Source organism: Stenotrophomonas sp. YJH_SMC_94-11 (genome assembly GCF_059370435.1).
The window spans coordinates 1-12773 of record NZ_JCAFTR010000010.1; the positions used below are offsets into that span (position 1 = coordinate 1).

10 protein-coding genes are annotated in these 12773 nt (G+C 68.9%); 6 read left to right on the top strand and 4 right to left on the bottom strand.

Annotated elements, in window-relative coordinates; all coding sequences use genetic code 11:
• Nucleotides 1–602 precede the first annotated feature (602 nt).
• Entirely contained in the window at nt 603–2504 is a 1902-nt protein-coding gene (gene asnB, locus AC5P74_RS16525; protein WP_053498027.1) for an asparagine synthase (glutamine-hydrolyzing), read from the bottom strand.
• A 349-nt stretch (nt 2505–2853) separates the two neighbouring features.
• Between asnB and AC5P74_RS16530 the strand changes: the two genes are divergently transcribed.
• Both AC5P74_RS16530 and AC5P74_RS16535 read left to right on the top strand, forming a co-directional pair.
• Nucleotides 2854–3543, top strand: a complete 690-nt coding sequence (locus AC5P74_RS16530) for a winged helix-turn-helix domain-containing protein (RefSeq protein ID WP_069139418.1) — start codon at nt 2854–2856, stop codon at nt 3541–3543.
• Complete coding sequence (locus AC5P74_RS16535) at nt 3540–4889, top strand: ATP-binding protein (RefSeq protein WP_346608068.1); 1350 nt, start codon at nt 3540–3542, stop codon at nt 4887–4889. Before AC5P74_RS16530 ends, AC5P74_RS16535 begins: the two co-directional genes overlap by 4 nt.
• On the opposite strand, the gene AC5P74_RS16540 is transcribed toward AC5P74_RS16535, so the two are convergent.
• Both AC5P74_RS16540 and AC5P74_RS16545 read right to left on the bottom strand, forming a co-directional pair.
• Nucleotides 4886–6355, bottom strand: a complete 1470-nt coding sequence (locus AC5P74_RS16540) for a sensor histidine kinase (RefSeq protein ID WP_005415147.1) — start codon at nt 6353–6355, stop codon at nt 4886–4888. The genes AC5P74_RS16535 and AC5P74_RS16540 overlap by 4 nt on opposite strands.
• On the bottom strand, nt 6352–7071 hold the full coding sequence (locus tag AC5P74_RS16545) for a response regulator transcription factor (protein WP_005415146.1): 720 nt from the start codon (nt 7069–7071) through the stop codon (nt 6352–6354). Before AC5P74_RS16545 ends, AC5P74_RS16540 begins: the two co-directional genes overlap by 4 nt.
• A gap of 145 nt (nt 7072–7216) precedes the next feature.
• On the opposite strand from AC5P74_RS16545, the gene msrB reads away from it, so the two are divergent.
• The 4 genes from msrB to AC5P74_RS16565 all read left to right on the top strand — a co-directional run bounded on the left by msrB (nt 7217) and on the right by AC5P74_RS16565 (nt 12006).
• Nucleotides 7217–7789, top strand: a complete 573-nt coding sequence (gene msrB, locus AC5P74_RS16550; protein ID WP_005415145.1) for a peptide-methionine (R)-S-oxide reductase MsrB — start codon at nt 7217–7219, stop codon at nt 7787–7789.
• A 2-nt stretch (nt 7790–7791) separates the two neighbouring features.
• Nucleotides 7792–9561 carry a cytochrome c biogenesis protein DipZ gene (locus AC5P74_RS16555; protein WP_188248474.1) on the top strand — a complete coding sequence of 590 codons (1770 nt, stop codon included), beginning with the start codon at nt 7792–7794 and terminating at the stop codon, nt 9559–9561.
• 14 nt (nt 9562–9575) lie between these two features.
• Nucleotides 9576–10313: a peptide-methionine (S)-S-oxide reductase MsrA gene (gene msrA / locus AC5P74_RS16560; RefSeq protein ID WP_032953890.1), complete on the top strand. Its 738-nt coding sequence runs from the start codon at nt 9576–9578 to the stop codon at nt 10311–10313.
• A gap of 241 nt (nt 10314–10554) precedes the next feature.
• The gene (locus AC5P74_RS16565) at nt 10555–12006 is read left to right on the top strand and encodes an aminotransferase-like domain-containing protein (protein ID WP_346608069.1); all 1452 of its coding nucleotides are present in this window, start codon (nt 10555–10557) and stop codon (nt 12004–12006) included.
• Nucleotides 12007–12084: 78 nt separating this feature from the next.
• On the opposite strand, the gene bioD is transcribed toward AC5P74_RS16565, so the two are convergent.
• Complete coding sequence (gene bioD, locus AC5P74_RS16570) at nt 12085–12768, bottom strand: dethiobiotin synthase (protein ID WP_053498033.1); 684 nt, start codon at nt 12766–12768, stop codon at nt 12085–12087.
• Between the last annotated feature and the right edge of the window lie 5 nt (nt 12769–12773).

A 12773-nucleotide genomic window follows, 5' to 3' on the forward strand; every position in this document is an offset into this window, starting at 1 on the left:
CCCCCGGCGCCGGCCGTTGGCCGTCACCTCCTCCTTTACTTTGCCCAGACCCCTGCCCGCCCCGACGAGGCTCGGCGTGCGGTGGGTAGAGCGCAGTGCTCGCGGCAACCTTTCAATGACGCGCCGACGAACTCCGAACGCGGTGCGGAGGCCCTTGCGTACGAAGTAAAGGAGGAGGTGACGGCCAACGGCCGGCGCCGGAGGACATTCGTACGCAAGGGCCTCCGCCCTGCGCCACGCAGAATGAATCCGCCACAAGCGTGTCTTCGTCTCGATTCCCCGCGAACTGATGGGCCCCGCCGGGGCAGGCAGGGGTCTGGGCAAATGTCCCCCGGCGCCGACCGTTGGCCGTCACCTCCTCCTTTACTTTGCCCAGACCCCTGCCCGCCCCGACGAGGCTCGGCTTGCGGTGGGTAGAGCGCAGTGCTCGCGGCAACCTTTCAATGACGCGCCGACGAACTCCGAACGCAGGGCGGAGGCCCTTGCGTACGAAGTAAAGGAGGAGGTGACGGCCAACAGCCGGCGCCGGAGGACATTCGTACGCGAGGGCCTCCGCCCTGCGCCACGCAGAATGAACCCGCCGCACGCGATGCAGGAAGGGCTCAGCGCCCGCGACCACCGTGCCAGTGCTGGTGCCACGCCTGGAACATCAACACGTTCCACAGGTGCGTGTGCCACTTGCGCTCGCCGCGCAGGAACGCTTCCCAAATGCCGCGCACGCGTGCCGGATCGAAACAGCCCTGATTGCGAAGCAGCTGCGGGTCCAGCAGCGCCTCCGCCCAATCGCGCAACGGACCGGCCAGCCAGCGCGCCATCGGCGGGCCAAAGCCGCGCTTGGGACGGTACACCAGCGGCTCGGGCAGGTAGCGTGCCAACAGGTGCTTCAGGATCAGTTTGTGTTCGCCGTCGTGGTACTTCAGGTGCTGCGGCAGGCGCCAGGCCAGTCGCACCACCTCCATGTCCAGCAGTGGCGCACGGGTTTCAACGCCCGCCGCCATGCCCGCGCGGTCGACCTTGGCCAGGATGCCCTCGGCCAGGTCCATGCGGAAATCCAGCAGCTGGATGCGCGCTTCGGCCGGCAACGCCGAGTCCTGCTGCTGGAAGATCGTCACCGGTTCACGCGCGCCCAGCACCACCTGCGCCGGCTGCCGCCAGCGGGTCACCCGCTGCAGGTAGTGGCCTTCCACATCGTTGGCAGCAACTTCGGCCACCAAGGCACGCCATCCACCGAGACGACCACGCTCGGCGTTCATGCGGTTGCCGCTGCGCCGCGCCAGGTCGCGTACCCAGTCCGGCAAGCCACCGCACAGGCGCGCATTGCGCAGCGCGCGGCCATAGCTGGGGTGGCCGAAGAACAGTTCATCGCCACCGTCACCGGTCAGCGCCACCGGCTTGCGTGCCCCCAGCAGTTCACTGGCCAGCAGCGTCGGCAGCTGCGAGGCGTCGGCGAACGGTTCGCACCAGACCTGCGGCAGGCGCTGCAGCAGATCCAGGCCCTGGCGCGCGTCCATGCGGTGCAGGTGGTGCTGCACACCCAGATGGCGCGCGACCTGCGACGCCCAGTCGCTCTCGTCATGTCCCGGATCGTCGAAGCCGACCGTCCATGCTTCGATCGGCAGCGTGGATTGGGCCTGCATCATCGCCGTCACCAGCGAGGAGTCGGTGCCTCCGGACAGGAACGCGCCACACGCCAGCGGCGAGTGCATGCGTGAAGCGATGGCTTTCTGAAGTACCGCCTCAAGCTGGTCGGTGGCCTGTTCCAGGCTCGGCGCCGGTTGCAGCGGCTCCTGCAGTGCACGCTGCATTGCTTCGCGTGCGCACCAGTAACGCGCGCCCCCCTGCTCGGCCTGGCTGGAGCAACCCGCGGCATGGTCGCTGAGATCGATGCGCAGCATCGCGCCCGCCACCAGCTTGTGGATGCCGCGGTAGATGGTGTGCGGCGCCGGCACATAGTCGTGACGCAGCAGAAGGCTCAGCGCATCCTGGTCGATGCTCGGTGCGAACCCGGCGAAGGCCTGCAGCGCCTTCAACTCCGAGGCGAACAGGAACTGGCCCTGGTACCAGCCGTAGTACAGCGGCCGCTCGCCCACCGGATCACGGGCCAGCCACAGCACGCGCGACTCGCGGTCCCAGACGCTGAAACCGAAGGCGCCCTCGATACGCGACAGCGCCCGCTGCACGCCCCATTCGACGATCGCCTGCAGCAGCAGCCGTGCATCGCTGCAGCTGCGTGGCAGATCGCGCAACTGCGCCTGCAGGTCAGCGCGGTTGTACAGGCGGCCGTCCAGGCACAGCACGTAGCGACCGCAGTCCGAGCTCAGCGGCTGCAACGGCGTATCGGTCGGCGCCCGGCAGTGGCCCAGCGCGAGGCCGGCCTCGGCGTCGGTCCAGTAGCCGATGCGGCCACGCCCACGCTGCTGCAGCGCCCGCAGCATCGGCGCCAGCTGCTGCAGCAACTGCTCGTCCTCGGCGGGCGGCAACCAGGCCCCGACCACGCCGCTCATCGGGAGCCTCCGCACTGGCGGCGGCGGGACGGGTTCAGCAGGCAGGGGGCGGCGGGCGACATGGGGACGGCACGCGGAGCGGAGGAGACTCCATGCTCGGCGCCGGGCCGCGCGGCGTCAGTCGCTTTGCTGTCAGCGATCGTCACCTGTCGTATCACGAAGGTAACGTTTTGTAACAGCATCAGGCTATGCTGAACGCCAAGTTGTTGCCGGGACTGAGACCCGGCCCCTGCGCCAGCAACCCCGGCTGAATGGCGCCCGCCCCCGGGACCCGGGCGGCCCGATGGCTGGGATAGCATCGCCGCGCTCGTGCCGTGGCGGTACGTTTGCGCCTACGGAGGCCTTGGAAATGCTGGATATCGTACTGGTCGAAGACGATGCCCGCCTGGGAACGATGGTCAGCGACTACCTGCAACGGCATGGCTACCAGGTGGCCCACGAGCGCAGCGGCGAGCGCGCAGTGGCCCGCATCCTGGCCGAGAAACCAGCCCTGGTGCTGCTCGATGTCGGCCTGCCCGACCAGGATGGTTTCGAAGTGTGTCGGCAGATCCGGCCCCTCTATGACGGCATCATCTGCGTGCTGACCGCCCGCACCGACAACATCGACCAGGTTCTGGGGCTGGAGCTGGGGGCCGACGACTACATCGGCAAACCGATCGAACCGCGGGTGCTGCTGGCGCGGCTGCGCGCCCACCTGCGCCGCCACCGCCGGGTCGAACCGCGTGACGGCAGCCTGCGCTTCGGCGAGCTGAACATCGACCCGTCCACCCGCAACGTGCACCTGCAGGGCAGCCTGCTGGAGCTGACCACGGCCGAGTTCGACCTGCTGTTCCTGCTGGCCAGCAACGCCGGGCAGATCCTGGACCGCGACGCGCTGCTGCGCGGCCTGCGTGGCATCGCCTTCGACGGCCTGGACCGTTCGATCGATGCCCGCATCTCGCGCCTGCGCCGCAAACTGGGCGACAACCCCGAGCAGCCGGAACGGATCAAGACCGTCCGTGGCCGCGGCTACCTGTTCAGCCGCTCGGCATGGGGATGAAGCGCACGCCCTCGGCGATGCGCGGCCACGCCTTCCACTTCCTGCGCTACGGCATCGGCTTCCTGGTTGCCCACCTGTTGCTGATCGTGCTGGGCCTGTGGGCCTGGGATGCCCTGCTGGAGGACCGCACCGAAGCCGGGCTGCAGGCCGAAATGCGTGGCACCCATGCCCTGCTGCAGCACCGCTTCGCCGAAACCCCGCACGACCAGTGGCCGGTGCTGGCACGCGAACTCGACGCCGATTTCGCCTACGCGCTGCGCATGGTGCCGCTGGCTGAGGCAGTGAAGGCGTTGCCGGCCAGCCAACGTCCGCCGTTCAACAACGGCCGCGTGCAGATCGACCTGGAGCACATGCGCAGCCTGCAGCGCATCGGTGACAGCGACTACGCGGTGATGCTGGGGCCGCTGGATGAAGCGCTGCCGGACGAGGGCTGGCAGGACAGCGAAGTATCCGGCGTGGCGATCCTGCTGCTGATCCTGATGGTGGCGGTGGCATTGCCGATGTACGTGATGGTCTATCGGTTGTGGCGCGACGTCTCGCAGCTGGCGCAGGCGGCCAGGCAGATGCGCGATGGCCAGTTGGACACGCGTGCGCCGCGTGCGGGCACCGCGCTGGTGCGGCCACTGGCCAATGCCTTCAACCACATGGCCGAGCAGCTGCAGCAGCTGCTGGAAAGCCAGCGTGTGCTGGCGCAGGCGGTGGCGCACGAAGTGCGCACGCCATTGGCGCGGATGCGTTTCGGCCTGGCCGACCTGGAGGACACCGCGCTCGATGATGGGCAGCGCGATGCACTGGGCGGATTGCGCACCGATGTGGATCGGCTGCAGCACCTGACCGATGCAGGCGTCGAGTACGCCGCACTGGGCCGCTGCCATCAGCTGACCCGCCAGCGCCTGCAGCTGGCGGCGCTGGTGCGCGGCGTGGTCGCCCAGTTCGCGCCGCTGCCGATGCCGGTGCAGCAGGCGCTGTCACCGGTGGGCCTGGTCAACGTCAACCGGCATATGCTGGAGCTGGCACTGCGCAACCTGCTCGGCAATGCACTGCGCTACGCGCGCCGGCAGATCCGTATTGCCAGCAGCGTCAATGACGGCTGGCTATGCCTGCAGGTGGAGGACGACGGCCCCGGCATTGCACCCGAACTGCGCGGCCAGGTACTGCAGCCCTACGTCCGGCTGGACCCGGGCAGTCCCGGCTTCGGCCTCGGCCTGGCACTGGTGCAGGTGGTGGCCGACAAGCATGGCGGCCACGTCGAAGTGACCGATTCGACGCTGGGCGGTGCCTGCATCCGCCTGCACCTGCCGCTGGAAAACGGCGGCGGCATCGTCGAATGCGAAGCGGCCTGCTAGGCCGCCGGTTCCGCACGCGGCAAGGCAAACACGAACAGCGCGCCACGCTCGCTGTCGCGCAGTTCGATGCGGCGGCCGTGCAGCTGCACGATGCGCTGCACGATCAACAGCCCCAATCCGCCGTTCTCGCCGCGCCGCGCGCCCAGCGCGGCCGGTGCCTGGAACAGCTGGGTGCGCAACGCCGGCGCCACCCCTGGGCCGTCATCAGCCACGCTGACCTCCACGCTGTCGGGAGTTGCGCAAAGGCGCACCTCGATCTGTCCACCGTCGGGTGCATGGCGCAGCGCGTTGTCGAGCAGGTTGGTCAACACCCGTTCGACCAGGCCCAGGTCGGCGCGCACCAGCGGCAGGCCGGGGGGGAACGCTGCGTGCAGCTGCTGGCCGCGCGCCTGTGCCGCCAGTTCGAACTTCTGCAGCACGTCCTGCAGCAGCTCCGGCAGCGCGAACACCTCCCACTCCAACCGCACTTCGCCATGCTCCAGCCGCGCCAGCTCGAACAGCGCGCGCGCCAGCCGGCCGACCTTGGCGCTCTGCGCCAGCGCGATACCGAGATAGCGGCGGCGTTCGTCCGCTGACAGCGTGGCGTCCTTCAATGCCAGCGTTTCCAGGTAGCCATGCAGCGACGACAGCGGCGTGCGCAGGTCGTGCGAGATATTGGCAACCAGTTCGCGGCGCTGCAGGTCCTGCTGGCGCAGCTGCTGCCACTGCTCGCCCAGCCGCTGCGCCATCTGCGCATGCGCGTGTTCGAGGATCACCAGCTCGTCGCGCTCACCGGGGCGCAGCGGCTCCGGCGGTGGCAACGGCGTGGGTGCGTCGATGTCGAAGGCCTGGATGCGTCGGGTCAGCCGCCGCAGCGGACGGGTCACCCAGTAGAACGCCACCAGCCCGGCCAGCAGGCCGAGGCCACCGACCAGCACCACCGACCACAGCGTGGTGTTCCACTGGCTGCCGGCGGCAAGATCGTCGGCCAGCATCTGCCGGTGCTCGCCGACCAGCACCACGTACACGTAGCCCGCCGGCCGGCCCTGCACGATCAAAGGTGCCGCGCTGAACACCTTGCGGCCATTCGCGCTACGCGGGTCATCGCCGAGGATCGGCAACGGCGCACCGGCCAGCAGGTGGCGCAGCGGCGCCACGTCCACCCGGTTTCGCACCAGGTGCCCACTGGGTGCATCGTGGCCGAGGATGCGGCCCTGGTCATCCAGCAGGTAGACCTCGACGCTGGGATTGACCGCCATCAACTGGCCGAACAACGCCCGCACCGCCGCATCACGCATGCCGCTGGTATCCATCAGCTCGCTGCGCTGGGCGATGTGCTCGGCCAGGCCCAGCGACAACCGCTGTACCACCTCCTGCTCGTGGCGGGTATTGGCGCGCATCTGCAGTGCAAGCAGCGCCATGCAGCACGTCAGCATCAGCGCAGCGGTCACCACTGCCAGCTTCTGCCACAGGTTCGGCTTGATCATGCCGCTGCTCCGGCCGGGTCGACCAGCTTGTAGCCACGGCCCCACACCGTCAGCAGCCGCCGCGGATTGGCCGGATCGGGCTCGATCTTGCTGCGCAGGCGGTTGATATGGGTGTTGACCGTATGCTCGTAGCCATCGTGCTGGTAGCCCCAGACCTGGTTGAGCAGTTCCATGCGCGCGAACACCTGGTCCGGGTGACGGGCAAAGAACAACAGCAGGTCGAACTCGCGCGGGGTCAGCTCCAATGGATTGCCATCCACCGAGGCGGTACGCGCGACCGGGTCCAGCTGCAGTCCCCCCAGCTCGATCGCGCCGGCATCGATGCGTGCGCTCTGCGCCATCGCCTCGGCGCGGCGCAGCAGCGCGCGCACGCGTGCCACCAGTTCCGGCATCGAGAAGGGTTTTGCCAGGTAATCGTCCGCGCCCAGTTCCAGGCCGACGATGCGCTGGGTTTCGCTGCCGCGCGCACTGATGATGATGATCGGCACATACCGCGCCATCGCGCGTGCGCGCTGGCACACCTGCAGGCCGTCCACGCCGGGCAGCATCACGTCCAGCACCAGCGCATCCCAGGGACCTTCCTGCTCGAGCAGGCGCAGGCCGGCATCGCCGCTGGCAGCATGGGCGACATCGTAGCCCTCATCGCCCAGGTGCATGCGCAGCAGGTCGGCGATGTGGGCATCGTCTTCAACGATCAGCACGCGTTTGGTCGACATCGTCAGCTCAAGGCCAGTGGGGAGGCGGGTTGCATTGTGGCGCGGGACGGCCGCCGATACCTCACGAAAAATTGAATCCTGCGTGAGGATTCGTTGACCCGGGCGGGCGCAGCATGGCCCCGTCATCCCCTTCCCGGAGTCCGCCATGTCCTTGTCCCGCCGCCATCTGCTGGGCCTGGGAGGTGTTGCCACCGCCGCCGGCCTGCTCGGCCTGGGGGCCTGCAGCCGCGCCGCCCCGGCCGCCGCCGAAGCGCGCCCGTCGCGACAGTTCGAGGTCATGCACAGCGATGCCGACTGGCGCCAGCGCCTGACCCCGGCGCAGTACGCGGTGCTGCGCCAGCAGGCCACCGAACGGCCGTGGAGCAGCCCGCTCAACAAGGAACACCGCCAGGGCACCTTCGCGTGTGCCGGCTGTGCGCTGCCGCTGTTTTCCTCCTCCACCAAGTTCGAGAGCGGCACCGGCTGGCCCAGCTTCTGGGCGCCGCTGCACAACGCCATCGGCGAAGACCGCGACGTCACCTTCGGGATGCTGCGGGTGGAGGTGCACTGCCGTCGCTGTGGCGGCCACCTCGGCCATGTGTTCAACGATGGCCCACGCCCGACCGGGCTGCGCTACTGCATGAACGGCGCAGCGATGGTGTTCGTTCCCGGCGCCACGGATGGCACTGCCGACGGCTGGCGGGTGCCGGTCGGTTCTTCCCCTGTTTCCGGAGCCTGACGATGCTGCTGTTGCTGCTTGCCTACCTGGGGGGCGCGCTGACCCTGCTCAGTCCCTGCATCCTGCCGGTGCTTCCGTTCGTGTTCGCGCGTGCCGATCGCCCGTTCCTGCGCAGCACGCTGCCATTGCTGCTGGGCATGGCGCTCACCTTCACCGTGGTTGCCAGCCTGGCCGCGGTGGGCAGCCAATGGGTGGCACAGGCCAACCAGGTCGGGCGCTGGATCGCCCTGCTGCTGATGGCACTGTTCGCGGTCGCCCTGCTGTGGCCACGACTGGCCGACCATCTGCTGGCGCCGTTCCAGCGCGTGGGTGCCCGTCTGAGCGCGCGCGCCGATGCCGCGGATGCCGCTGGGCGCGGCGGCGCGTGGACCTCGCTGCTGATCGGCATCGCCACCGGCCTGCTGTGGGCGCCATGCGCCGGTCCGATCCTCGGCCTGGTGCTGACCGGTGCCGCCCTGCATGGTGCCAGCGTGGGTACCAGTGCCCTGCTGCTGGCGTATGCGCTGGGCGCGATCACCGCGCTGGCACTGGCGGTGTGGGTGGGCGGCCGGGTGTTCCGTGCGCTGCAGGCGCGGCTTGGCCTCGGCGATGCACTGCGCAAGGTGCTGGGCGTGGCCGCCCTGCTGGCGGTGGTAGCGATCGGCCTGGGCTGGGATACCGGCCTGCTGACCCGTCTTTCCACGCTCAGCACCGCGCGTATCGAGCAGGGCCTGCTGGACGCGGTACCCGGCGCGCAACCGGCGGCACCACCAATGATGATGATGGCCGGTGCCGACGCCGCTGGCGATGCACCGCTGCCGGTCGAAGGCACCCTGCCCGCGCTGGACGGGGCCACCGGCTGGCTCAACAGCCCACCGCTGACGGTCCAGCAGCTGCGCGGCAAGGTCGTGCTGGTCGATTTCTGGACCTACTCCTGCATCAACTGCCTGCGTGCGATGCCGTTCGTTCACGAATGGGAGCGCCGCTACCGCGACCACGGCCTGGTGGTGATCGGCGTGCACACGCCGGAGTTCGCCTTCGAGCGTGACCCGCGCAACGTGATGAAGGCGGTGCAGCAGCTGAAGGTCGAGTACCCGGTGGCGCTCGACAACCAGTACACGATCTGGCGCGCGTTCAACAACCGCTACTGGCCGGCGCAGTACTTCGTTGATGCGCAGGGCAACATCCGCGGCCACCAGTTCGGCGAAGGCAACTATGCGCGTTCGGAACAGATGATCCGTCGCCTGCTGACCGAAGCCGGGCAGGCCAACCTGCCGCCGCCTGCCGATCCTGCGGCCGCCGACCTGAAAGGCGTGGCCGTGCAGGCCGACATGGGCAACCTGCGCTCGCCGGAAACGTATCTGGGCCACGCCCGCGCCGAACAGTTCGCCTCGCCCGGCGGGCAGCGCAGTGATGCCGCGTTCGACTACTCCTTGCCGACGACCCTGGCGCTGAACCAGTGGGGACTGTCGGGGCGCTGGACCGTCACCGATGAAGCCGCACAGCTGCAGCAGGCCGGTGGCCGCATTGCCTTCCAGTTCCATGCGCGCGACCTGCACCTGGTGCTGGCGCCCAGCCGCGACGGCAGGCCGGTGCGCTTCCGCGTCTGGCTGGATGGCAAGGCGCTGCCCGCCGCCGATGCCGGTAGTGATGTCGGCGCCGATGGCAGTGGCGTGGTCGACGAGCATCGCCTGTACCAGCTGGTACGCCAGCGCGGCACGGTCGGTCCGCATCGCTTCGAGATCGAATTCCTCGATGCGGGCGTGCAGGCCTATGCCTTCACCTTCGGTTGAACCGGGAGCACATGATGAAACTCTCCTTTGAACAGGGCATCGCCGCCGGTGTGGCCGGCCTGGTGGCCATGGCATTGATTGCCGGGGTGCTGCTGGTCGATCACGGTGCGGCTGCGGCGCCGGTCGAAGCCAGCGCGCAGATCCAGGCACTGCCGGCCCCCACCGGCGATGCGGCGTTCCGCGATGACGCCACCCACGCCAGCGTGGTGTTTGCCGGCGGTTGCTTCTGGGGCGTGCAGGGCGTGTTCCAGCACGTCAAGGGCGTGAGCAATGCGGTGTCCGGCTATATCGGTGGCAGTGCAGCCAATGCGCGCTATGAGCGCGTCAGCGGTGGACAGAGCGGCCATGCCGAAGCTGTAAAGATTGACTACGACCCGCGCCAGGTCAGCTATGGACAGCTGATGCAGGTGTTCTTCTCGGTCGCGCACGACCCGACCCAGCTCAACCGCCAGGGTCCGGACCACGGCAGCCAGTATCGCTCGGCGATCTTCAGTGATGACGCCCGCCAGCAGGCGGCCAGCCGTGCCTACATTGCCCAGCTCGGCCAGGCCGGCAGCTACCGCGCACCGATCGTCACCCAGCTGGTCAGCGGCCAGCGCTTCTATCCGGCCGAGAGCTACCACCAGAACTACATGACCAACTACCCGCAGGCCGCCTACATCCGCTACTACGACGCACCGAAGCTGGCGGCCCTGGCCAGGCAGTTCCCGGCGCTGTACCGGCGCGAGGCGGTGCTGGTGCCGATGCGCTGACGGCATTTGCCCTGGGGCTGATCGGTGCTCGGCGCTGCGCTTCTGTAGAGCCGAGCCCACGCTCGGCTGCTGTTGGCGGAAAAGCAGCCGAGCGCGGGCTCGGCTCTACACACAAAAAAGACGCACGGCGGTCCCGCCGTGCGCTTGGAATGCGCCGGCCACGCCCCGATCAGGCCCGGCCGACGACGACATGCTAGGCTCGCCATCATCATGGGTACAGAACCAGATGGCGGGATGTTCGATGGATACAGATGACCAGGCCACGATGATCCCTCCACGCTACCAGCGGCTCTCCGACGAACTGGCCGAGGCCATCCACGGCGGTCGCCTTCCGGTCGGCAGCCGCCTGCCCTCGCTGCGGCAGATGGCGTCGCAGCGCAGGCTCAGCCTCAACACGGTGATCGCCGCCTATCGCCAGCTGGAAGATGCCGGCCTGGTCATTCCGCGGCCCAAGGCCGGCTTCGAGGTGGCGCCGCGGCTATCGGTGCCGGAACGATCATTGCGCGATGCGCCCTCGGCACCCACCGCACCGCTGCAGCAGGTGCTGATGGCGCGCGTGCTGGAAGCGCAGCGCCGGCCGGGTGTGGTCGACCTGGCCTTCGCCGGCCCGCGTGGTCGCCAGTTCTACCCCGGCGCGCAGTTGGCCAAGCACACCGCGCAGGTACTGCGCCATGGCCAACAGACGGTGGAGACCTACGCGCGCCCGAATGGTTCACCGCGGCTGCTGGCGCAGATCGTGCGCCGCAGTCCGCGCATGGGCCTGCACACCCACGCCGAGCGACTCCTGCTGACCCATGGTGCGATGGAAGCCCTGCAGCTGGCGTTGCGCGCGGTCACCCAGCCCGGTGATGCGGTGGGCATCGAGGCGCCGTCCTACTTCAACCTGTATCCGTTGCTGGCCAATCTCGGCCTGCAGGCCATCGAGTTACCCACCCACCCGCAGCACGGACTGGATGTAGATGCACTGGATGCGCTGCTGGAGCACACGCCGCTGGCCGCACTGGTGGTGATGCCGACCGTGCACAACCCGCTCGGCTGCACCATGCCGACCGCCGCCAAGCAACGCTTGGCCGAGCTGGTCAACGCACGGCAGCTGCCCCTGATCGAGGATGCGGTGTACGCCGAGCTGCAGTTCTGCGAGCCACCGGCCCCGTTGCTGAAAGCCTTTGATCGCGATGGCTGGGTGATGGTGGTCGGTGGCTTCTCAAAGACACTGGCACCGGATTACCGCATCGGCTGGCTGGATGGCGGCCGCTTCGCAGCGCGCATCGCGCTGCTGAAGTTCCAGTCCACCGGCGGCGAGCCGCAGCTGCTCGGCGATGCGGTGGCCGCGTATCTGGAAGCAGGCAGCTACGAGCACCATTTGCATCGCATGCGCCGGCTGTACCGCGAACAGGTGGGACGACTGCGCCAGCTGGTAGCCGAGCATTTCCCGGCAGGCACCCGCGCCACCGAACCACAGGGCGGATTCCTGCTGTGGCTGGAACTGCCGGGCGTGGACACGCGAGAGCTGTTCGAGCGAGCGCTGCAGGAGGACATCGTGTTCATGCCCGGCCAGGTCTATTCGCGTGGTGCGCGCTATCGCCACTGCCTGCGGCTGTCGTGCTGCCAGAGCCTGGATGCGCGCTTCATCGGTGCGGTGGAACGGCTGGGTGCGATCGCGCGGGAGCTGGCAGTGCGCCAGCTCCTGTAGAGCCGAGCCTACGCTCGGCTGCCCTTCGCTGACGGTCCCCGCTGAGCCGAGCATGGGCTCGGCTCTACAGGAAGCAGGTCAGTCGAGCAGGTGCGTACTCAGGATCTGACCATCCGCCCCCGGCAGATGCGGCAGCCGTCCCCAGCACGGCATCGGCAAGCGCTGCTGCAGCGTGGCGATGTTCTCGTCCTGGCGCTGCATCGCCGGGTCGATGTGGTTGCCGATCCAGCCCAGGCAGTCCACGCCGCTGGCCTGCAGTGATTGCGCAGTCAACCGCGCGTGGTTGACGCAGCCCAGCCGCATGCCCACCACCAGCAGCACCGGCAGCTGCAGCGCACGCACCAGGTCGAGCTGGTCCAGCGTGGCCGAGACCGGTGCCAGCCAACCGCCCACGCCCTCCACCACGACGATATCGGCCTTCGCGCGCAGGCGTTCGAACGCGGCCACGATCGGCGCCAGCGCCACCTGCACGCCGTCCTCGGCAGCGGCCAGCTCCGGTGCCAGCGGCTGCCGCAGCGCATAGGGGTTCAGGTCGGCATAGTCCGGCACCGGCCAGCTGGCCGCCTGCAGCGCCAGCGCGTCCTCGTTGCGCAGGCCCTGCCCCAGGTCCTCGCTGCCGCTGGCCACGGGCTTCATGCCCACCGCGCGCAGGCCACGCTGGCGCAGTGCATGCAGCAGCGCCGTGCTGGCCGCGGTCTTGCCGATTTCGGTGTCGGTGCCGGTAACGAACAGGGCGGGCGGCAGCGTAGCGGGCAACGGCATCGATG

Excerpts from the sequence above, each read along its gene's own strand:
- msrB (WP_005415145.1), top strand. The coding sequence starts at position 7,217 with ATGTCCTTGTCCCGCCGCCATCTGCTGGGCCTGGGAGGTGTTGCCACC.
- asnB (WP_053498027.1), bottom strand. The coding sequence starts at position 2,504 with ATGAGCGGCGTGGTCGGGGCCTGGTTGCCGCCCGCCGAGGACGAGCAG.
- bioD (WP_053498033.1), bottom strand. The coding sequence starts at position 12,768 with ATGCCGTTGCCCGCTACGCTGCCGCCCGCCCTGTTCGTTACCGGCACC.
- AC5P74_RS16555 (WP_188248474.1), top strand. The coding sequence starts at position 7,792 with ATGCTGCTGTTGCTGCTTGCCTACCTGGGGGGCGCGCTGACCCTGCTC.
- msrA (WP_032953890.1), top strand. The coding sequence starts at position 9,576 with ATGAAACTCTCCTTTGAACAGGGCATCGCCGCCGGTGTGGCCGGCCTG.
- AC5P74_RS16530 (WP_069139418.1), top strand. The coding sequence starts at position 2,854 with ATGCTGGATATCGTACTGGTCGAAGACGATGCCCGCCTGGGAACGATG.
- AC5P74_RS16565 (WP_346608069.1), top strand. The coding sequence starts at position 10,555 with ATGGATACAGATGACCAGGCCACGATGATCCCTCCACGCTACCAGCGG.
- AC5P74_RS16535 (WP_346608068.1), top strand. The coding sequence starts at position 3,540 with ATGAAGCGCACGCCCTCGGCGATGCGCGGCCACGCCTTCCACTTCCTG.
- AC5P74_RS16545 (WP_005415146.1), bottom strand. The coding sequence starts at position 7,071 with ATGTCGACCAAACGCGTGCTGATCGTTGAAGACGATGCCCACATCGCC.
- AC5P74_RS16540 (WP_005415147.1), bottom strand. The coding sequence starts at position 6,355 with ATGATCAAGCCGAACCTGTGGCAGAAGCTGGCAGTGGTGACCGCTGCG.